At 29.3% G+C, this 20,669-nt stretch carries 25 protein-coding genes and 3 pseudogenes; 22 read left to right on the top strand and 6 right to left on the bottom strand.

Going from position 1 to position 20,669, the window contains the following annotated elements; translation table 11 throughout:
- Positions 1-300: 300 nt before the first annotated feature.
- Genes RBU61_RS14005 through RBU61_RS13995 form a run of 3 tightly spaced genes read left to right on the top strand, consistent with a single transcriptional unit; the run spans position 301 to position 2,262 of the window.
- Positions 301-1,122, top strand: coding sequence for an AAA family ATPase (locus RBU61_RS14005; protein WP_308876083.1), 822 nt, complete (start codon positions 301-303; stop codon positions 1,120-1,122).
- Between the two features lie 26 nt (positions 1,123-1,148).
- On the top strand, positions 1,149-1,559 hold the full coding sequence (locus tag RBU61_RS14000; protein WP_308876082.1) for a hypothetical protein: 411 nt from the start codon (positions 1,149-1,151) through the stop codon (positions 1,557-1,559).
- A gap of 4 nt (positions 1,560-1,563) precedes the next feature.
- Complete coding sequence (locus RBU61_RS13995) at positions 1,564-2,262, top strand: hypothetical protein (protein WP_308876081.1); 699 nt, start codon at positions 1,564-1,566, stop codon at positions 2,260-2,262.
- Positions 2,263-2,639: 377 nt separating this feature from the next.
- Here RBU61_RS13995 and RBU61_RS13990 read toward each other — a convergent pair whose 3' ends face one another.
- Together RBU61_RS13990 and RBU61_RS13985 are read right to left on the bottom strand one after the other, a co-directional pair.
- Entirely contained in the window at positions 2,640-3,815 is a 1,176-nt protein-coding gene (locus RBU61_RS13990) for a site-specific integrase (protein WP_308876080.1), read from the bottom strand.
- A gap of 59 nt (positions 3,816-3,874) precedes the next feature.
- A pseudogene (locus tag RBU61_RS13985) lies at positions 3,875-4,087 on the bottom strand (ImmA/IrrE family metallo-endopeptidase); the annotation flags it as partial.
- Between the two features lie 14 nt (positions 4,088-4,101).
- Between RBU61_RS13985 and RBU61_RS13980 the strand changes: the two are divergent.
- The 15 genes and pseudogenes from RBU61_RS13980 to RBU61_RS19620 all read left to right on the top strand — a co-directional run bounded on the left by RBU61_RS13980 (position 4,102) and on the right by RBU61_RS19620 (position 12,030).
- Positions 4,102-4,248: a hypothetical protein gene (locus RBU61_RS13980; protein ID WP_308876078.1), complete on the top strand. Its 147-nt coding sequence runs from the start codon at positions 4,102-4,104 to the stop codon at positions 4,246-4,248.
- A gap of 51 nt (positions 4,249-4,299) precedes the next feature.
- Positions 4,300-4,635, top strand: coding sequence for a DUF1064 domain-containing protein (locus RBU61_RS13975; protein WP_308876077.1), 336 nt, complete (start codon positions 4,300-4,302; stop codon positions 4,633-4,635).
- A gap of 71 nt (positions 4,636-4,706) precedes the next feature.
- Positions 4,707-4,883, top strand: a complete 177-nt coding sequence (locus RBU61_RS13970; protein ID WP_308876076.1) for a hypothetical protein — start codon at positions 4,707-4,709, stop codon at positions 4,881-4,883.
- Between the two features lie 279 nt (positions 4,884-5,162).
- Entirely contained in the window at positions 5,163-5,354 is a 192-nt protein-coding gene (locus RBU61_RS13965; RefSeq protein ID WP_308876075.1) for a hypothetical protein, read from the top strand.
- A gap of 96 nt (positions 5,355-5,450) precedes the next feature.
- The gene (locus RBU61_RS13960; protein WP_308876074.1) at positions 5,451-5,687 is read left to right on the top strand and encodes a hypothetical protein; all 237 of its coding nucleotides are present in this window, start codon (positions 5,451-5,453) and stop codon (positions 5,685-5,687) included.
- An 87-nt stretch (positions 5,688-5,774) separates the two neighbouring features.
- Positions 5,775-6,305 (top strand): hypothetical protein, encoded by a 531-nt coding sequence (locus RBU61_RS13955; protein ID WP_308876073.1) that lies wholly within the window; start codon positions 5,775-5,777, stop codon positions 6,303-6,305.
- A gap of 853 nt (positions 6,306-7,158) precedes the next feature.
- Positions 7,159-7,710: a GNAT family N-acetyltransferase gene (locus RBU61_RS13950; RefSeq protein WP_308876072.1), complete on the top strand. Its 552-nt coding sequence runs from the start codon at positions 7,159-7,161 to the stop codon at positions 7,708-7,710.
- Between the two features lie 201 nt (positions 7,711-7,911).
- The gene (locus RBU61_RS13945; RefSeq protein ID WP_308876071.1) at positions 7,912-8,523 is read left to right on the top strand and encodes a CPBP family intramembrane glutamic endopeptidase; all 612 of its coding nucleotides are present in this window, start codon (positions 7,912-7,914) and stop codon (positions 8,521-8,523) included.
- Positions 8,524-8,696: 173 nt separating this feature from the next.
- Complete coding sequence (locus RBU61_RS13940) at positions 8,697-8,852, top strand: hypothetical protein (protein WP_308876070.1); 156 nt, start codon at positions 8,697-8,699, stop codon at positions 8,850-8,852.
- 162 nt (positions 8,853-9,014) lie between these two features.
- A pseudogene (locus tag RBU61_RS19625) lies at positions 9,015-9,170 on the top strand (DUF3850 domain-containing protein); the annotation flags it as partial.
- 213 nt (positions 9,171-9,383) lie between these two features.
- Positions 9,384-9,890, top strand: a complete 507-nt coding sequence (locus tag RBU61_RS13935; protein ID WP_308876069.1) for a putative HNHc nuclease — start codon at positions 9,384-9,386, stop codon at positions 9,888-9,890.
- Positions 9,891-10,099: 209 nt separating this feature from the next.
- Positions 10,100-10,309, top strand: a complete 210-nt coding sequence (locus RBU61_RS13930; protein WP_308876068.1) for a hypothetical protein — start codon at positions 10,100-10,102, stop codon at positions 10,307-10,309.
- 318 nt (positions 10,310-10,627) lie between these two features.
- Positions 10,628-10,759, top strand: coding sequence for a DNA adenine methylase (locus tag RBU61_RS13925; RefSeq protein WP_308876067.1), 132 nt, complete (start codon positions 10,628-10,630; stop codon positions 10,757-10,759).
- Positions 10,760-11,320: 561 nt separating this feature from the next.
- A complete protein-coding gene (locus RBU61_RS13920; RefSeq protein WP_308879826.1) occupies positions 11,321-11,923 on the top strand; it encodes an IS3 family transposase in 603 nt (200 codons plus the stop codon).
- Positions 11,924-11,931: 8 nt separating this feature from the next.
- Entirely contained in the window at positions 11,932-12,030 is a 99-nt protein-coding gene (locus tag RBU61_RS19620) for an IS3 family transposase (RefSeq protein ID WP_374212449.1), read from the top strand.
- A 212-nt stretch (positions 12,031-12,242) separates the two neighbouring features.
- Here the strand turns inward: RBU61_RS19620 and RBU61_RS13915 are convergent, their stop codons facing one another.
- The gene (locus tag RBU61_RS13915; protein WP_308876066.1) at positions 12,243-13,229 is read right to left on the bottom strand and encodes a zinc-binding dehydrogenase; all 987 of its coding nucleotides are present in this window, start codon (positions 13,227-13,229) and stop codon (positions 12,243-12,245) included.
- A gap of 175 nt (positions 13,230-13,404) precedes the next feature.
- On the opposite strand from RBU61_RS13915, the gene RBU61_RS13910 reads away from it, so the two are divergent.
- Positions 13,405-14,235 carry a LysR family transcriptional regulator gene (locus tag RBU61_RS13910; protein WP_308876065.1) on the top strand — a complete coding sequence of 277 codons (831 nt, stop codon included), beginning with the start codon at positions 13,405-13,407 and terminating at the stop codon, positions 14,233-14,235.
- A 127-nt stretch (positions 14,236-14,362) separates the two neighbouring features.
- Here RBU61_RS13910 and RBU61_RS13905 read toward each other — a convergent pair.
- A pseudogene (locus RBU61_RS13905) lies at positions 14,363-14,542 on the bottom strand (conjugal transfer protein); the annotation flags it as partial.
- 721 nt (positions 14,543-15,263) lie between these two features.
- On the opposite strand from RBU61_RS13905, the gene RBU61_RS13900 reads away from it, so the two are divergent.
- Positions 15,264-15,665 carry a CatA-like O-acetyltransferase gene (locus tag RBU61_RS13900; protein ID WP_308876064.1) on the top strand — a complete coding sequence of 134 codons (402 nt, stop codon included), beginning with the start codon at positions 15,264-15,266 and terminating at the stop codon, positions 15,663-15,665.
- A gap of 94 nt (positions 15,666-15,759) precedes the next feature.
- On the opposite strand, the gene RBU61_RS13895 is transcribed toward RBU61_RS13900, so the two are convergent.
- Both RBU61_RS13895 and RBU61_RS13890 read right to left on the bottom strand, forming a co-directional pair.
- Complete coding sequence (locus RBU61_RS13895) at positions 15,760-16,506, bottom strand: 4Fe-4S binding protein (protein ID WP_308876063.1); 747 nt, start codon at positions 16,504-16,506, stop codon at positions 15,760-15,762.
- 228 nt (positions 16,507-16,734) lie between these two features.
- A complete protein-coding gene (locus tag RBU61_RS13890; protein ID WP_308876062.1) occupies positions 16,735-17,292 on the bottom strand; it encodes an NADPH-dependent FMN reductase in 558 nt (185 codons plus the stop codon).
- Between the two features lie 1,256 nt (positions 17,293-18,548).
- Between RBU61_RS13890 and RBU61_RS13885 the strand changes: the two genes are divergently transcribed.
- Positions 18,549-19,088 carry a GNAT family N-acetyltransferase gene (locus tag RBU61_RS13885; RefSeq protein WP_308876061.1) on the top strand — a complete coding sequence of 180 codons (540 nt, stop codon included), beginning with the start codon at positions 18,549-18,551 and terminating at the stop codon, positions 19,086-19,088.
- Between the two features lie 525 nt (positions 19,089-19,613).
- A complete protein-coding gene (locus RBU61_RS13880) occupies positions 19,614-20,594 on the top strand; it encodes a MerR family transcriptional regulator (protein WP_308876060.1) in 981 nt (326 codons plus the stop codon).
- The last annotated feature ends 75 nt before the right edge of the window (positions 20,595-20,669 follow it).

Raw genomic sequence — 20,669 nt, 5'->3', positions numbered from 1 at the left:
CCAGCAACGTAGTGGCATGGAGGACGGAGACTTATTATAAGCGATTAATTCTAAAATTCACTATATTAGAAAGATTTATTACAATATTATATAGATATGAAAAGACTCTAGAGTAAAATCTAGAGTCTTTTTTTATCTTGTTGAAATATATATATTATATGGTATAATTTGATTGAGTTTTGTATTATTACATAGTGAACAACAGATGGTTTTTAAATACATAATAAAATCTTATTATTGAAAAAATGGTCACAATCTATATTTTATACTATAAAGTTAACTTTAAGCGGAGGTATTGAAATGACTAATTGTAAGGTTATATCATTTATCAATATGAAAGGTGGTGTTGGGAAAACGACATTATGTTTGAGTTTAGGTGAGTATTTAGCTAGATTCAAAAATAGAAAAGTCTTATTTATAGATGTAGATCCTCAATTTAATTTAACTCAATCATTGTTAAATGAGTTTAATTTAGAAGATCAGTACTTAGATGATATCTATAAAAATAGGAATATATGTAACATTTTTGCAAGCTCTAAAAGCGTTTCAGAGAAAGATTCTATTCCAGTAGCTAGTGATCTCATAATAGATTTAGATGATAAGATGTCTTTAATACCGGGTTCCATTGATTTGATTTTTGAAGACAGTAAAAATGATATAGGTAAAACTATGAAAATTAATAAATTTATTAAAAGCAATAATTTAAATGAGACATATCATTATATCTTTATAGACTGTCCTCCTACAATTTCTCTTTATACTGATTCTGCTTTATATGCTTCGGATTATTATTTAGTTCCTAATAGAGTAGATAGATATTCAATATTAGGTATAAAATTATTAAAGCAAGTTGTAGATAGACTAGTAAGTGACATGGAAATAAAGATTATGCCTTTAGGTATTGTTTATACTATTCTAGATAACGATTTGACAGATAAAACTAAAAAATTAATGGATGTTTTTGAAAAGGACAAAATAGTACAAGAGATGGGCTTGTTTACTAATACAACTACTTTTGTTAGGGATTTAGCGGTGGGTTATCAAGGAAATATTGCATCTAAGTATTCAAGGTCAAAAGAAGATATAGCTAATATTGCAGATGAGTTTGAAAGCTTAATATAAGTCTGAAAAAGAAGGGAAAGGTTGAAATGAAGAATGAAAATACAAGTCAATTATTAAAAATTGTATTTAGTTTAAAAAATACATCTTCTAATTCATTACCTTTAGATAAATTCATTGGTTTAATTAATTTAACAATATATGATAGGAATTTGTTTGAAAAAAATATAGAAATTCGTGATTTTGTTAAACAAGTTTTTGAGTTTGAATATTTAGATTATGTTTATGATTCTAGAAGTTTAATAAGTGGTAGAGTTGTTAAAGACTTATTAGATAATATATATATTAAAAAAATAGATTTGGATATGTATGTATATAACTTTATATCTTTTTTTGAGAATAATTATTCTTACGATTTGAAACCTGAAAATATAAAAACGAATAAAAACAGGTCTAATAACGCAAATGATAAGCTTGAAAAATGGTTGAAAAGGTTGTGATTAATTGATTAAGATTGATGATGATTTTGAAGATATTATAGAAGATGTTAATTTGTCTCTAGAATTAATAAACTTTAATGATAAATATGATAATATAGGTTATGAAAAAGAAAAATCAGACGTTGATTATATAATAAAAGGTATTATATTCTTTAAATATTTAGAGAGTGATGACTATTGTGACAAAAATCATTATTTTGATTCTATGCTTTATAATGCCCTTATGTCTTTATATTCTGTATACAACCATTCAGCACATATATTCTATTTTTTTTATAGGTCTTATATTGAAAATTTAATTAGAGTCATTTTAGAACTAGATAATGAATCTGAAAAAGGAGTAATGTCATTATTTAAATCCTTTAAAAATTTACATAGTACTGATGACTGGAATGATTTATATAATTATTTAGAGTCTGAATATGGGACAGCTTCTTGTTATATCCATAGCAACGTAAAAGCTAATATAAAAATTTCTACTTATTTGAGGGAGATATTAGAAAATGAGAATATGTCAGTTATTGATAGAGCTTCATGTATTAATAACTTGAAAAATATGATAAATAAGTCTATATTAATTTTTATTGAAAATGATTACTTGAGAGTTTCTAGAGGCTTTAATAGGAGGCAAAAGAGACTTAAATTTCTTATCGGTGATGAAAATAATAAAATTTATAAAGATAAAGTACACTTACTAAGCTAAAGCCTTATAATAAAATAATTTTTTCTAAGCATTGCAGTATATGAATAGTTCTTTATAGCATAAGCCTTAGGTTTTTTTCAAGGGAATTAAAGGACTTAAATCAACCTAAAGTATTTATATAGAAACAAGGAAGAAGATTATCTTCTACCTTGTTTTTTTAAGTGGTACTATTTTGGTACTAAATTTCTCGGAGGATAAAAATAATATGGAGAAAAAATGTAATTTCATGCATTATATACATAAGGAAACACAAAAAAACACATTAAAACATCCTTCCACTATTGAGTGGGAATAGTATACAAAACTCCTAGAAGGCTGTAAATTGCTAGCTTTCTAGGAGTTGTTTTTCTTTGTGGCTCTATTTTGGCTCTATATATTTAAATTGCTCTTAATCCATGGAATATATTTTCTGCTTCGAGACTTTCTGCAACTTCTTTGTCATTGTAAATCTCACTATCTTTATCTATAATAATAGTTTGAACAATTCCATCTTTATGACGATTTAATTCCCGTGCAATATCTTGACCCTTATTTGGATAAAGATGAGCATAGGTTCTATCTACTTCCTCAGCTGTATCTCCTATCCTCTGAGCTATAGCATGAGTACGATACCCTAACTCTATTAATAGGGCTACATGGGAATGTCTTAAATCATGTACTCGTATGCGTTCTATATTTGCTTTCTCTATTAATCGATCTAATTCCTTATTAAGTGCTGTACGAGTAAAGTAGAATATACGGTCATTTGCTTCTAAGCCATATAAAGAGTTCATATATTGTTTAAACTCTTTATATAAGAAATTGGGCATTGATACGATACGAGGATTTTCATTCTTAGTTTCGTCAAAAACATCCTCTCCATCTTCTCTCTTATATGTTTCGCAAATGTCAAGTGATTCTATATCATCAAATACTTTCTTAGGAGTGAGGGCTAATAATTCTCCAGAACGTATTCCTGTCCAAAATAAAGTCAAAAATGCTATACGATACGCTGGTGAATCTTCATGGGCTATTACTTCATTAAATTGATCTAATGTCCAGAAATTCATTTCATCAGCACGTTTTTCACCAATCGACCTTATTCTAGAGCATGGGTTATTGGGTAAATTATAGTATTCAACTGCATAGTTTAATATCGCACTCAATTGACTGTTAATAGACCTTAGGTAAGTTGGCTTATAAGGTTTACCGGTACGTGGATTTTTCTTTTTTAGCATTAAATTCTGGCAGCGACGAATATCAGCATTCGTAATCTCCGAGATAACTTTCAGCTTGAACTCTGGAAGAACATGAGTATTTATCATGCTCTTTTTTGTATTTTTGGTAGATTTCCTTACTCGATTTGTTGAATCTTCATAGTAAAGTTTTACTAGAGTTTCAAAGGTCATGTTAGGACTTCCACTTTCTTTTAGTAAAAATTCTCTCTCAAAGTCATCGGCATCTTTTTTCCTTTTAAAGCCCCTTTTCTTTTTCTTCTTATATTCACCTTTCCAATTTGTATAATAAAATTGTACATACCAAGTGCCTCTTTTTTCATCTTTATATTCAGGCATCTAACCACCTTCCTTTATAAATAAACCTATGTTCTGTTGGATGTAAAAAATAATAAAGCTTAATAGCTATATTGTAAACTTGATTCTGTAACATAAAATTCCTTTGCTAACTGCTCAAAATTATATCCTTCATAACAATCCTTATCTATAGAGATATTAAGCAATTTTAGGGCAAAATAATCAGCCTGACGTTCTAATTTCCCCTTATTAACTAACTTGTTATTATAAGCAGCAGTAGTAATTTCAATATGCAATACTGCATGTCCTAACTCAAAGGTTAAGGAATATGGCTAAGAAACAAATAACAACTATAGCGGTAGAAGCAGCAAGATTATTAAGAGAAAATCCAACGTGGAAATATTACGAATGCATTAGAAAAGCTAAGGAGCTGATTAGTAATGAAGATATTGAGAAGGTGGAAAAAACTAATTAGAGGGACGTTACTTAAAGAATATATAGCAAATAGTATTTTGAGGTATTAGCTATGAGATGGTCTGAAGAAGAATACCAAGAATTTATAAATAAAAAGTCTCCTAAACATAAGAAGAAAAGCAAATATAGAAATATTAAAGCTACAGTAGATGGTATTGAGTTTGACAGTAAGGAAGAAGTTGAATATTACTGTAAATTGAAATTACTCAAGCAAGCAGGAGAGATAAAAGACTTTGGCCTACAACCTAGATATGAGTTACAACCAACATTCCGTAAAAATGGGACAACCCATAGATCAATTACTTATGTAGCGGACTTTATAATAGAGAACAATGACGGAACTACTGATGTGGTAGATATTAAGGGACTAGAGACTAAGGAATTTTAAATTAAGAAAAAGTTATTTGAATATAAGTATCCTGATTTAAGTTTAAAGATAATTAAATAGGAGGGATAGAATTGGATAGTCTAATAGAATCCTCTAAAGAATTAAGTATCAATGCAGCTGAAGCTATACCTTACAAGGATTTCAAAGAAATGATAAATATAGTCAAAGAAGAAATAAGGAAAAATAGATATATAGAAGTTTGGGACAAGGTTGTTTATTCAGCAGATAAGCGGACCGTGAAGCAATGAAGAAAATCAGATGCAAAAAGTGCGGCAAATTACTTCTTGAATTAGAAGGAAAGGCAGAAATAATTTGTCCTAGATGTAAGACAAGAAATAACTTTGACACAGAAAAGAATAGTTAAAATCATTTACATGAAATTGAACTTTGAAAACTGAATAATACGGTATTCGAAAGTAAAATACTACCATATATCCCCAATAAATTTATGATATATGCTATAATTTTCATGTAAGTAATTCGTAAGAGAATAATTATATTCTATAAAAAATAAATGGAGAGATTCTATGAAAAAGAAACTTAAACAGGATCGAAATATATGGTTGATCAGTGGGGGTTTGTGGTCATTTGTTTTCTTAAAAAATTTATCCAAGGAAGGACTAACTTTATATCCTATAATAAATGGAATTACAGGTATTCTATGTTTTGTTAATGCTTATATTCGCTATAAGAGAATTGCTAGAGGTAATGGTGATTAGGTCAATGAATAATCGTAGATTTATACGTCGTATTAGATTGTAAATGTTTAAAATAATTTATAAGGTTTTTTAAAAATACTATCAGGAGATGATTATGTGGAAAAGGTAAGACGAATTATTGTAGGTATAGTTTCAGTTATATATTTAATATTTGTACTTATGAAAATTGATATTCCACGTAATGTTTTTATTGCTTTAACTGGGATATCACTTATAAGTCAGGCAATAGATGAATGGAATAGGTATAAAGAAACAAAAAAGAAAATACATTTAGTCATTCCTATTATTTTATTGCCTACTCTTATTATTGTAGTTATGTATTTATTATTTTAATTAAATTTCAGTTAAGGCATACAATTTATTAAATGTACATTAGTAGTTTATACCGAAGTAAAGCTAAAAGACAAGGGGGAGTATTAAATGGATTTTCAACATGAATCATATATAGTTCTTGATTTACCAAGTCCAGTAAAAGAAAAAATATATGATATTAGAAACTATCATAAAGATACACTGAGGGCTTCATTACCAGTAGAAATAACTGTGGCTGGGTCAAGTGGTGTTGGGGTAATTGAGCCTGGACAAGATAAAGAGTTAGTTTTTAATATAATAAAAAACATATCAATGAAGACAAGTCCAATACTTGCTTCATTTAAAGATGTTTTAAGGTTTCCTGGTACAGACTTATTTGTATTTACTCTAAAAGACGAAGAGAGATTTAGGTTGTTACACGAAGAAATAACGAAATCTGGTATTAAATTTAAGCCTAATAGATTTCCATATAAGCCACATTGCACTTTAAGAAGTAGAACTCCTATATCCGATAAAGAAGTAGAAGAAATCATGGGAACTAAGTTATCGGATGAATTCATACTTGATACAATTTCAATCTACATGGTTGATAAAATTCCTTTGAATAGGCTATATACTGTTAAACTTTCAGGGAAATAATAATAAATTATTAAGTAACAACATTTATATTAAACGTCATAATTATTAAAATTAAATATTTAGTAAAGATATCGTATTATTCAGAAAAGAATTTTATGGTATTTTTATCTTATCTTTTAAATAACTATTGGAAATAAAGATTGAAGATTGAACCTTGAAAATTGAATAATACGGCATTAAAAGGTAAAAATATTTATCATATAATTCTAAAAAAATTATAATATATATGCTATAATCTCTATATAGGTAAGTCGTAACGGTTATAAACTACGAATAAATAATTATTTATATTTGTAAAAGGAGACAATATGACTAGAAAAAGCTGCTTTATAATTTTGGGTATAACACTCGGACTATTAACAAAAATGGGAATAGAGAATCTTTTCCCTCAGATAACTGGCGCACCATACGTTGCATGCATATTGTTATCTTTGCTGCTAATTGTGGTTATATTAACGCTTATTTTTAGATTATCTGATAAGTTGAAACAAAAGATCCAGCACAGGTAGGATTATGAGCATAATGTGAAGTTTAGTTAATTCGCATTTTTTATATTAAACGTCATGACTGTTAAAACTAAATATTTAATCAAAATACCGTATTATTCAGGAATGAATTTTGCGGTATTTTTATCTTCTATTTAAGTAACTAAAGATATTTGTGTGAAGTAATAATTAGAAATTTGAACATTGAAAACTGAATAATACGGTATTAAAAAAATTATCATATGATATTAAAAAGCTTATACTACAAACAACAAATATGATATAATTTCTAATCTAAGTAGATTAGAATAATAAAAGAATATGTATGAAGATAATTTATATTTTTTGTAGATTGGAGAGATACACATATGGATATCACTTTTGAATTAGGAAAAGTAAATGATATTGATGAAATAGAACAGCTTTATAATGATTTGAATGACTATTTGGCAAAAGGAGTAAACTATCCTGGATGGATAAAGGATATTTATCCTGTTCGACAAAATGCAATTGATGGAGTTAAACATGGTAATATCTATATATCAAAGCATAATGAGAAAATTGTTGGCTCTGTTATCTTAAGCCATGAACCTGAACCCGCGTATTATAAAACTAAATGGAAAATTGAGTTTGACTATTCAGATGTTATTGTTGTACATACACTTGTAGTGCATCCAAAATTTTTAAAATGTGGTGTAGGCAAAGCATTAATGGACTTTTCTATTAAACACAGTATTAAATCACAAGCTAAGTCAATTAGGTTGGATGTTTATGAAGGTAATATACCTGCTATCAGTCTGTATGAAAAATGTGGTTTTAAATATATTGATACGGTTGACTTAGGGCTTGGAAACTACGGGTTGAACTGGTTTAGGCTGTATGAAAAATTACTATGTGATAATGAGCATAATCTTACGTAGTATTACTTTATGATATTTATATTAAACGTCATAATTACTAAAATTAAATATTTAATTGAAATACGGCATTAAAAAATAAAAATATTTACCATACAATCCAAATAAATTTATGATACATGCTATAATCTCCATATAAGTAAGTCGTAATAATCTATTATTATTATGGAGTTATTTAAGCAAATATATATTGGAGGAGAAGAAATGCATGTTAACGGTTCATTAATAAGCGAGTTTATTAATACCATAACTAATATATTGTTATTCACAATTATCCCATTAATATGGTATCTGACTAAAGAGAAAACATTTAGGGGATTTATTCATTCTTTAGGTATATACAAGCCTAGAAAAATAAATCTTTTATCTACATTTTTTATTGTAACGGTGGTATATCTAATAACATTAATGGCTAATGCTACAGTAATATTAACTGGAAACAGTGGAAGAAATTTAGTAGATATAAAGGGGTATAGTACAATTGAACTATGTCTATACCTTCTATTATATGGTATAAAAACTGGGATAGCAGAGGAGATTTTTTTCAGAGGATTTATCGCAAAAAAGCTTATTAAAAGATTTGGATTTTCAAAAGGTAATGTTGTCCAAGCTATAGTATTTGCAATTCCTCATTTTGTAATAATGGGAACAGCATCTACAGTAGACATCATTGTGCGAATTATAAATGCATTTTTATTAGGGTATTTATTAGGATATATAATGGATAAAAAAGCTGATGGAAGTATCATACCGTGTATGATATCTCATATACTTATAAATATTGTATCAAGCATTGCTTTAGCAATGATTTTGTAGCATATCAAATGTATGCATAATATACAAATTAAGTTAATGCGTATTATTTATATTTAACGTCGCGCTTATTAAAATTAAATATTTATTAAAGATACCGTATTATTCAGAAAAGAATTATGCGGTATTTTTTATGTCGCATAACAAGTATTGTGTACAGCAAGAAAAGAGTGATTATGGTGTTTTTATTAGCCACATATGACATTGGAAGAGAATTTTATATCGGGAAAACCTACATTAGTGAAGGGGAACTCTATCCTTGTGTAGGAAGCAAAGAAGAAGCTAAAAAATATACTTCTAAAAAAAGGCTGAAAATGCTTGCAATAGATTAAACTAAAAAGTAGCTATGGAATTTGTAGTAGAGGAATGCTAATTAAATACCACAAGGACTATATGTAGGAAGGAGAATGAAAGTGATCCACGAATTAAAAATACTTCCAGAATATTATGAACTAGTAAGAAAAGGAATTAAAAATTTCTAAGTAAGAAAAAATGACAAGAATTTTCAAATAGGAGATAAGTTAAATTTATTAGAATGGAATGGTACAGATTATACAGGGAGAAATCAGAGGAGGATTATGGGTTATATATTGGATAATATCGATTATTACAAAGAAGGATATGTAATTTTAGGTTTGAAAATAATTTAGCTGAATATCACAAGTATTATATTCAATAAAACAGTAGAGGCTCTAGAAGCCCAGGGAGAAGTTAAACCCCTGGGCTTTTCTTTTTTGAATAGGAACAATGATGTCAACTAGAAGGATAAAATATAGGCTTTTCGTCAACCGAGGAGGGAGGATATGCAGTACTTCTCATAGATAACAGGAATAAGAGAAACGGAAAAAGGAACGGACCTAATATTGCATATACCAGAAGAACAGGTCCAAGGGAAAATAATTAAATATAGAAATGGCAGCAGTATTAATGCAGAACTAAAAATAGATGATGGAAGAACTATTACAGTAGAACAAAGAAAGAAAATATTTGCAACTATAAAGGATATTGCATTATTTACAGGAGATCATCCGGAAGATTTAAGGGCATGGCTATTATACGATTATTGTATAGAAACAGGAGAGATACCTTTTTCTTTAAGTAATTGCAGTATAAGCCAGGCAAGAGAATTCATTACATTTATTATAAATTTTATATTAAAACATGGCATACCTCTAAGTGATGAAGCCTTAAATAGAACTGATGATATAGATCGTTGCCTTTGGGGCTGCTTGAAATATGGGAGGTGTTGCATATGTGGGAGAAAAGGAGAAACATACCACTGGAATGCTATAGGTATGGGGAGAGACAGAAGTAAAATAGACGATAGTGACTTAAGAAAGATACGGCTATGTAGAGAACATCTCATGTAATAGGTAGAGATACATTCGGAAACAAATATCATGTATATGGAATTTTATATGAGGAGGAATATGCGGTTTGTATACAAGCCTAAGCTTAATATAGACAGAGTTATGAAATAGATGAGACAGAGAGGAAAGGGGAGTAGATTATGCTATTTATATCAACATATCAAGATTTACTTAGAGAAATAGAAATGTATTAAAGTAGATTAGAGGATTTGTATAGAGAAGATTATGCACTTAGAAGAATTGAATATAATAATATAGACTTAAATATATATGTAGATAGAAAACATAAAGTAAATAATGAGGCAGCCATATTACAATCAATTATAGAAGATAAAAAAGAGACACAAAAACAATTATTAGAAAAGCTAGGTAAACTTGAAGGCTTAGAATATCAAATAGCATATAAAAGATTTGTATAGGGGAAGTCTCTTAGCCAAATAGCTGAGGAAGTCAACTATAGTGATAGTTACGTTAAGAAAAAATCGGCATTAGTAGCCCAAAATATAAATGAAAATGAAAGAGCGAACCAAGAGTGAACTTTTTTAAAAAAAACATGATATAATGGTATCATGGAATAAAATGTAAGCATATACAGATTTCTCTACGATCATGTGTAAGAAAAGAATAGGATTGCAAGAAATCTCACCAAGTTCCCAGGTGGGATTTTTTTATTACTCCTTTTGATGTGATGGGCGGTGTGACTATTAACCCAATATCAAAAAAAAGGAGATGTTAATATGTTAAAACCACCAATCGCACGAGTGGGAGGAAAAAGCAAGTTAAGAAAAACTATTATAGAAATGATACCAGAGTATACTTGTTATGCAGAACCGTTCTTTGGAGCAGGATGGGTATACTTTGGCAAGTAGCCTAGTAAAGTAGAGGTAATTAATGATATAGATAAAGAACTGATAAATCTATTTAAGATGATTAAGTACCACTCCCCTGAGATAGAGCGGATGTTAGAGTATCAAATTAGTAGCAGAGATATGTTTGAAGAATATAAAAATTATACTATAGAACATTGAACCGAAATAAACAGAGCAGTAAGGTTTCTATACTTAATAACTCAGTCTTTTGCAAGTAAAGGAATTAACTATGGATATGGGACTACTAAGTCACCAACTCAACTCTATAAAAAAACATTAATGGATTTAAAAGAAAGACTTAAGAATACTTATATAGAAAACCTAAGCTTTGAAAAGTTAAAATTAGAACTTGAAAAAGAAAAAGCATTGAGAAAAAGAAGGGAATTTGAGCTTGAGGTTCTTAAAAAAAAGAGGAGTTCGAAAAGAAGTTGCGCTCTCGAAAATAAGATACAACGCAGAGTATGAAACCATAGATTTTTTTAATAATAAAGGTTATCCTGTAATCATTTTGTGTGAATCATTAGGAGTTTCAAGAAGTGGATATTACAAACATAAAAAAGAATTAAACCTGAAAAAGAAAAACAAGATGAACTAATTTGCTCGTTAATTATTGAGTATCATTCAACATTTGATGGAATTTTGGGATATAGAAGAATGACAATGTTCATTAACAGGTTAAATCAAAAATCATTTTCACAAGGCTATATCTACAGACTTATGAAAGCTGTAGATATAAAAGCTAGAATTAGAAGAAAAAAGGTTAACCGTAAGAGAATTAAACCAGAATATATAAAAGAAAATGTTCTATCACGAGATTTTACTGCTAAGTATCCTAATGAAAAATGGCTTATAGATGTAAATGAGTTTTCAATCCTTGGAGATAGTACAAAACTTTATTTAAGTCCAATTATGGATCTGTATGATAACAGCATAATAGAATATGAAATATCCTTTAAAAACAACTATCAATTAGTCTTCAAAATGTTTGATAGGGCAATTCAAAAATATCCTGAAGCAAAACCCATATTTCATAGTGATAGAGGTTTCCAATATACCAGTAATATCTTTAAGAGAAAGATAGAAAAACCAGGTATGATTCAAAGTATGTCTAGAGTGAGTAAATGCATAGATAACGGTCCTATGGAAGTTTTTTTGGAACGCTAAAAACTGAAATGTATTATGGTAAGACTTTCAAAACTCTAGAGGATTTCAAGGAAAGGATAATTGAGTATATTAGATTTTACAACGAAGAAAGGTTTCAAAAAGATTAAAGTGCATGGCTTCGTTAGAATATCGAAACCATGCACCCAAATGTGCATAATGTTTTTGATTAAATTGATTGTCTACTTGACATGGGTCAGCTCATTTTTCCATATTAAAAGGTAATTAAAAAAAGATTAATAGACATATTTTTGTATATATAAGTAACTTTTCTCTAAAATATAATATCTTGAAAATTCACTTTGCTAATAGTTCAATAAACCTATAAATCAATATTTAAAACAATATTTCCATATTGCAAACCATTTTCCATTCGCGAAAGTGCTTTTTGATAATCACATAACGGGTACATCTGATCAATAATAGGTCTGATTTTATGATTTGAAATAAATTGTATCATTTTAACAAACTCTTCTTTACTTCCCATAGAAGTACCTAAGATATTGAACTGAGATGAAAAAAATTCTGATAGAGATATATTAATATTTGAACCAGAACTTCTACCAAAATTTACGATGGTTCCATTTGGTTTTAAAATATCAAAATATTTTGGAAAAGTTGCTGGCCCAATACTGTCTAAAATTAAATCCACTTTATGTTTCTCTAAAGCTGTCTTCCAGTCATCATCTGAATTCAATAATCTATCTGCTCCCATTTCTTTTGCCTTTTCTAACTTTTTTATATTTCTAGAAGTAACTGTAACTTCTGCACCAATAGATTTAGCAAACATTAAAGCAAATGTTGCTACTCCACCTCCAATTCCAGGTATGAGTAAATGTTGGCCTTTCTGTAAAGCTCCTTTTGTAAATAATGCTCGATAAGCAGTTAATGCAGACAGTGATAATACACCTGCGTCCTCCCAAGTTAAAAAATCAGGTTTTACAACTATATTTTCTTTTGGAACAATAACATATTCAGCAAAAGTACCGTTAGTGGGTGAACCCAATATTTGTGGTATATTTGGTACTTTTTCTTTAGAGTCCCACTCCAAGCTAGGATTAATAATTACTTCATCTCCCAGATTAAAATTTGTTACATTTTCCCCCAAATCAACAATAATACCTGCTCCATCTGAACCAAGAACAAAAGGCTCCTTTTTGTTAGGTAAATCACTGATTAGGAATAAATCTCGTCGATTTAAACCTGCAGTTTTTAGTTTAATTTTTACTTCACCTGACTTTGGGTCATTGATTGGTATATCTTTATGAACTACTCTTTTATTTACAGGCTCAAAAACTAGTGCTCTCATATTTAAATCCTCCTTCATTCCAATTTGTTATAGATAAATATGTGCTCTCATCTTAATTTGTGTAAAAAACAAACTTTAATATATACTATCTATATAATTATTGTATAATTAATTAGTGTAGTATTGAAATACAAAATTGTTATCCGAAAGATAACTAAAAGTTATGGAGATAAATATGAATTTAGAATGGTTAAAGTCTTATATTGTTATAGTAGAAGAGAAGAGTATTACAAAAGCGGCCGAAAAATTAAATATTTCTCAGCCAGCTCTTAGCAAACAGTTGAAAAGTTTAGAGTCTGAATACAATATCTTATTACTAAATAGAACCTCTAAAGGAATAGAAATGACAAAAGCAGGATTATATTTATATAATCAAGCGAAGAGCCTTATTCATCAATCAAATTTAATCACACTAGAATTACAAGAAATGAATGAATCAAAACAAATGACTATTGGAAGTTTGCCAAGTATTGCAACATCATATCTGACAAATTGTAATTTAGGAAATCATTGCGTTTTTATTCAAAATCATTCAAAAGCTTTGATTAATTCTTTGGAGAACAATAAGGTTAACATTAGTTTGATAGATAACTATTTTTATGAAGGGCAGTTAGTAAAAAAAGATCTTTTCCAACAAAAATATGTTGCACTTGTTCCAAAAAAGTATAATTTAGGTCAACTGAAGGAGCTTAGTTGGGAAAAAATTGAAGAATATCCTCTAATCTTGCATAATTTTCCTTGTGATACTTCTGATAAAATTAAATCTTATGCTTATGATAATAATATTAAATTAAATATTATTAAATATGTTCCTTTTGGTGAGTTTTTATATGGATATGTTCTTTTAGGAGAAGGTATGACGATAGTACCACAGCTAGTTTCTCAAAATTTAAGACATTTAGATATCGATTTAATTCCTGTTGAAAGCATAAAATTAACTATAAGTGCTGTGGCAAAAACAAATGAAATATTACAATCTTTTTTGAATTTAATTAAAATAAAGTAATTTCTTTAATTTATTAAGAAACAGGTGTTGTTATTTTCGTATATATTATTATTTAAAATAAGAAAAAGTTAATTCGAATGATTAGACAGAAAATTCACCTTGATCAACTCTCTGTCTAATCATGTTTTTATAATACAACCTTCCAGTTGTCCTCATTTTTCTCCAGTACTAAATCAAATTGTGATATTTGTGTTGTTTTAGTATCTTGGTCAAGATACCTTACAGCTATAGAAACTACTACTTGGTTTTCATTACGATTGTAAATAGGGTTTACCAATTCAGAAAATACATAGTTCTTACCGATTGGACTCTCTTTTTATTTTTGCCCTCTATAATGAGTTCTTAAGGAATTTATGCAAAATAGGATGATAAATTGATGGTAAGAAATCTAATTCGGAAAATAAAGAAACAAATGTTGATTTTACATCTTCCAAACAAAGCTCTTTCGTTTCTTCCCACAAGTTAATATAGTCAGTTAGTTGCAATACAATCCCCTCCATTAATATAGTCAGTTAATTGAATATTAAGTTAGGAAATAAATTTTATTTGAAGAAAAAAGTATCTGATTAGGTGCAAAAATTGCATCATTATTGCACTTTTATTATTATTTAATATGTTTTATCTTACTTAATACTTTCCCAAACTCCTTGATTTTACTGCATTTGTTCTTATATGCTGTACGCTTAAAATAGAGTGGGAATAACAAGACGAAACCCCGAAAGCCTTTATCTAAAAGATTTTTGGGGTTGTTTTTTACATTTGAGTACATATTGAGTGCAATTATAAATTTTAGTTTATATTAGTACATTTTTACAGGTAGCCAGTTTTTTTATTATAGTAGATTATTTTAAATTTTCAATGGGGCATATTGCATATTTTGAACATTTTATGTCTCCTTTGATGGGGGAAATTACGATGTTGAAATATGTAAAAACATGCATACAACAAAAGCTAGTCTAATCTTGTGGTGTGTGAAGTGAAAGGGATAGAAGAATATTGTTAGGAAATAGTACTATAATGATTCATTAGTGGAATGGAATAGAGTTATTCCAACATTTACAAATTTCAACAAAACCAGTAGTACTTTTTTTACATTATGGGAAGATCCACAAGATGATTATATAGAATTTGATCGAAAGTATAAGCAGTTAATAAAAAAATATGCAGAGTCAAAAGGAGTTTTACCACAATTTGATTTACCGCCAAATGTATTTAATGTTTCATCAATACCATGGACACACTTTGAACATTTTTCTTCAAATTCAAAGATATCTGAAAATCAATTAACAACAATGCTAACCATGGCAAAATATGAACAATATAGTTCAAAATTACTAATGCCCATTACAGTACAAGCACATCATGGGATTGTTGATGGGTATCATATATCAATGTTTATTGACAGATTGCAAGATGAAATGAATAAATAATTCTAATTAATTGGATAAAAATCAACTGATTGGAGCAATCGACAAAAGTCTTGGAACCTTTGAGAACAGAGGAGCCAAGACTTTTGGTTTAATGTTATATCTCCTTACTTTCCTGAAACTCCCTTTCTATGTCCAAAGATAATAGTCCCAAAGGACAATTCTTCACACAGGTAGAACATTTAATACAATTAATATTATCAAATTGATTCTTTTCTGAAAAGTTGGTATAGGGAACTAGTTGAAAGGGGCAAACTCTAGCACATTTTCCACAATTAATACATTTATCTTTGTTGGAAATTGTAATCTTTTTCTCTGCCTTTTTTGTAATACCTAAAGACTTACCTAGCTTATAAGAAAGTTTTTGCAAAGTTCCCATGGGACAAAATTGACACCAAGTTCTGGGAGTTATTATAACACTTAAAAGACCTCCTAGGATTAATACCATTAAGTATGTATTAACAAATAATAAGCCTAATTTATCTAATAAGCCATAATTTCCCCATAACTGAAATATATTAAGAAGTTTGCTAGAAAAATTAAACATAAAAAATATGAAGAATCCAATGATCATAACTTTAGATTTTAAGAAGTCAGGAATCTTCTTATTTGGGCTAATAGGCAAAAGTAATCTATCAAAAAGGCTACCATGGGGACAGATATTGCCACACCAATATCTACCAGTGAAAAATGAAGTAATCGTCAACCCAGCCATAATAAATAGCACTAATAAACCAAGTTTTGGCTCCCAGAGACCTCCTACAGCCACTAATAATGTAATGATCCAAGCGTACTTTCTAATAGTAGTAAAGGTACGGTTGGTTTTAAGATAATTAACTTTCATATATATCCTCCTCATATTAACACTTGATACCCTGTGGGGGTATATAAATTATAAACCATTATTTAATATTTGTAAAGAGTGATATTTTCATAAGGATTATATGAGTAATTTATAGACTTAAAGAGTTAAGGTTATTGCAGCTATGAATATAGAGCCAATTAAAGCTATTGAATAGGGAAAAAATTAAATCTATAGGTAGTGTGTATTTTTACACTACCTATAGATTTATTACTTTACATTAGACCTGAGAGTTTCTATAAACTGAACAAATTCGTCTATTTTATTATTTAGTCTTTTTATACTACCTTCATTAGTTATATTTCCATACTCATCCATATTATCTTGGATTCTAGCAAATATAAATTCATTATAAGGGACACTGTACATTTGAAAAGCACCAGAGTTTAGTACCTGTCTAAGATGTCCTTGCATTCTTGCTGTTCCTATACTTCCATCAGAGGCACCCATAATCAAATATGGCTTTTTCATCATTACATAATCATCTCTAGAAAACCAATCTAAGGCATTTTTCATAACTCCAGAAATAGAATGATTATATTCTGGTGAAACTATTATGATTCCATCCTTACCCTTAACTTGTTTTCTAGCATATAGTACTGATTCTGGTACATTATCCTCTAGATCTTCATTAAATAGTGGAAAATCCTTAATATCTATAATTTCAAAATCAGCTTTATCACTATAATTTTTAACTATATATTTTGCAATTTTCATGTTATAAGAATCTTTTCTTAAACTACCCACTAATATTCCAATAGAAATCATACAAACCTCTCCTTTATAAACCTTATAATATAAATATACCCTATATAGTTTTTAATTATCAAAAGCTCCTCATATAAGAAAACAATTTGGAAATGTTATCCAAGTATGAGTTCTTTTATAGAATCAAGAATGTAATAATTAAGATTTAAACATAGTGTATGGAAAAAATCATTCCAGAAATAAAAATATTAACTATTGTGACAAATATGGGGAAATATAAGTAATAAAACCCAATCCAATAAATTAGAACTTGTTGGATATAAAGAAGTAATTTAGGAGGTTCTAAGCTTTATTTGTTATACTTTAAATTAATCTAGGGAAAATATATTTAATACCTATAAAGACTTAGACAACTTAGTTATCAACTTTAATAAAAAAAAGCCCTATTTTTAATTATATCTATATATAACTTTAGAAATAATTTATATAAGTTTACACAAAACATTTAGAATTGAATAAAAATATCATTATAATATTTAATTATTATATGCAAGCCATTAAGTTTACTGAGTTTAAATGTTATGATTATCAGAGTGGGAGTAATCGGATGAGAGCTTTAAACCCTTTAATACCAAGGGTTTTGAGCTTTTTTTATTTTTGGATTGCACTTTCATTGCACTAAATTAATTTTTTGCACCTCAAAACTAAAAGTTAGCAGTGAATATTGTTCTTTGGTGAGAAGTCTAAATTTTCGGTTGGTGGATTAAATTTGATGTTGTTATTTAATTTATTAGTGACATCCCAGCGCATTTCTTCATAATGCTTTTGCTTTCTCTTTAAACTGTCATATTGCTTATTTGCTAACAAGATATCAATTGATTTTTGTTCAGTTAAATGCTCCGAAATATTTTCTTTATCATTATTTATTCATCTGAATATCGGTTCATCATAAATCCATATTTCTTTGGTCGTAGGTGTGTCTGTTATTTTAGTATTATATGATAATAACTCACCTTCTTTTGCTTTAAACACCGCATTTAAATCATTGTAATATCAAACTTTGAAGCGATTTTTGTTAACTTAATTTTCTCGAGATGTTGCTTTATATATCAAGTCTAGTAAGAAGAAAATAAGCACTTTATGGTGGTGGCGTGGGCTATTGCCTGCCGGCACTGCCCATCCCCGCACCAACATGTCATTTTCTTCTCAAAAACCCTGATTTTTAACTTTTGAGCTCGTTAATATACTTAATCGTGGAAATATATGGTATACTCGTGTCATGCAGTAGAAAAAATAAAGAGATGAGGGGAACAATCATGATTGAACTTCGTAAAATTACTCAGGATAATTTAAGGGAAGTATTGGAGCTTAAAGTAGCAAGTGGGCAAGACGGTTATGTGGATTCTAATATTTATAGACTAGCTTGGGCCTATGTTAAAGTAACCAACAATGAGAAACCTCCTCTGGCCTTTGCCATATATCATCATGATAAAGTTGTAGGGTTAGTGGATATGGGATTTTTTGAGTTATCGGAAACTACCTTTTTATTTGAGGAATTTGGCGACAAAGCTACCTATGGAATAAACCATTTTATGATAGACCATAAATATCAAGGTAAAGGGTTTGGCAAACAGGCTATGCAAAAAGTTATCGAATTTTTACGTTCATTTCCCCAAGGAAAAGCTGATGCTATTTATTTATCTTATTGGAAGACTAACGAAGCAGCTAGAGGCCTATATGCATCAGTTGGGTTTGTAGAAACAGGAGAAATATGGGACGGACAAACCGGTGAAAGCTGGGATCCAGAGAGAGAAGATATTGAGAGAGCAGAAGTAGGTGCTAGACTGGGATTATAGATAATTCAATGGCAAAAAATTCAAAGGCTTTTTCTTACAATAAAAAATAAATATCAGAAATACTTAGGATAGAGATGGTATAGAAGTTTTAAGATGAGAAGAATATCTAATTGCACTTTTTGTGCACTTTACTTCTTGTTTTGTTATTTTTTAAGTAATTTATAGATCATTGAAATGCCTTATTATCAATGATATTGCGCTATACCATCCATCTCGAAAATTGAGTGGGAGTAGTATCCAAAACCCCTAGAAAACTGATAAATAATAGTTTTCTAGGGGTTGTTTTTATTTGTGGGGTAAATTGATATTGTCTATTTAATTTTTTTCGAGTATAATTTTCATAAAATGTTAGTAAATTTGCGTTGTAGCAGATAAAAAATGTTATGTATGGTGTTATGCCGTTTCTCAATAAGAGAGAAAGTTTATATTTTCTACAGAAAAATAGGATTACCCTCTTGACTCTTCCTTTGGGGAATCCTTTATACTAAGTTTATCCCTGATAATTTAGAAAAGAGGTCGAAACAAATGAACAACCTAATCAAAATCAAAGACGTGTCAAGTAGATATGACATTACAGCCCGTACACTGCGCTATTATGAGGAAATGGGATTGCTGTCCAGTACCCGAAGTGATGACTACGCATATAGAATGTACGACGAAAGTGCCGTTAGGCGACTTGAACAAATACTCATATTACGCAAGCTGAATATCAGTATAAAAGACATTCAACGTGTTTTTAACACTTCCGGTTCCGATATAGTTTTAGAAGTGTTGGGGAAAAAAGTACAGAACATAGACGACGAGGTTGCGCTTTTGCATGAGTTGAAAGAAATCGTGATGGATTTTATACGGGAAATCGAACAAGTGAACTTTGCAGACAAATCCGATATAAAACTGCTGTATAACAAGGCTAAAAAGATTGAAACACAATTGATAAGCATTGACTATATCGGCAAGCCTTCCAATATAAACCGCTTGATTGAAATAACGGAAAAATTGGATAAAAAAATTCCTGATATAATGGTCGTCAGGATACCGGGATTCAAAGCGGTAACGTGCGGCGACCAACCCTGGGGAGAAATGTTCAAAGAAGGCGGATATATGTACCAATTGTGGCGGTATTGTCATTTGTATAAGATTGTGATTTTCGATTGTTTTGATTTTTTGCTATCTAAAAATGACAAAGCTGAATGGATATGTGCCGTTAAAGATGGTGTTACTAATGCGGATGTAAGCCCTTTTAAATTGTTCAATTTTCCGGGAGGTTTATACGCTATGGCAGTTAGTATTGACGAAGATAACGAGAGCATACATAAAGTGGAAGATAAAGTTCGCCGATGGATTGAAAGCACAAATTTTGAGCTTGACAAAGGTCGCAATGTTATGTTCAATATGCCTTATTTATATGAAGATGGAAGAGATATTGCCTATAAAGACATAGAAAAGGGACTTAGCTATAAACAAATGCAAAGATATTTTCCAATCAAGCTAAAAGAAGGAATATAAAAATACAAGGAATTTCCCATGTATTATTTAGGTAATTGCGAAATACAAAGTATGACAGAACCCATAGGGAAATAA

This window comes from Tissierella sp. MB52-C2, from assembly GCF_030931715.1.
Classification (GTDB): domain Bacteria; phylum Bacillota; class Clostridia; order Tissierellales; family Tissierellaceae; genus Tissierella.
This window is presented reverse-complemented; position numbering and strand designations above follow the sequence as displayed.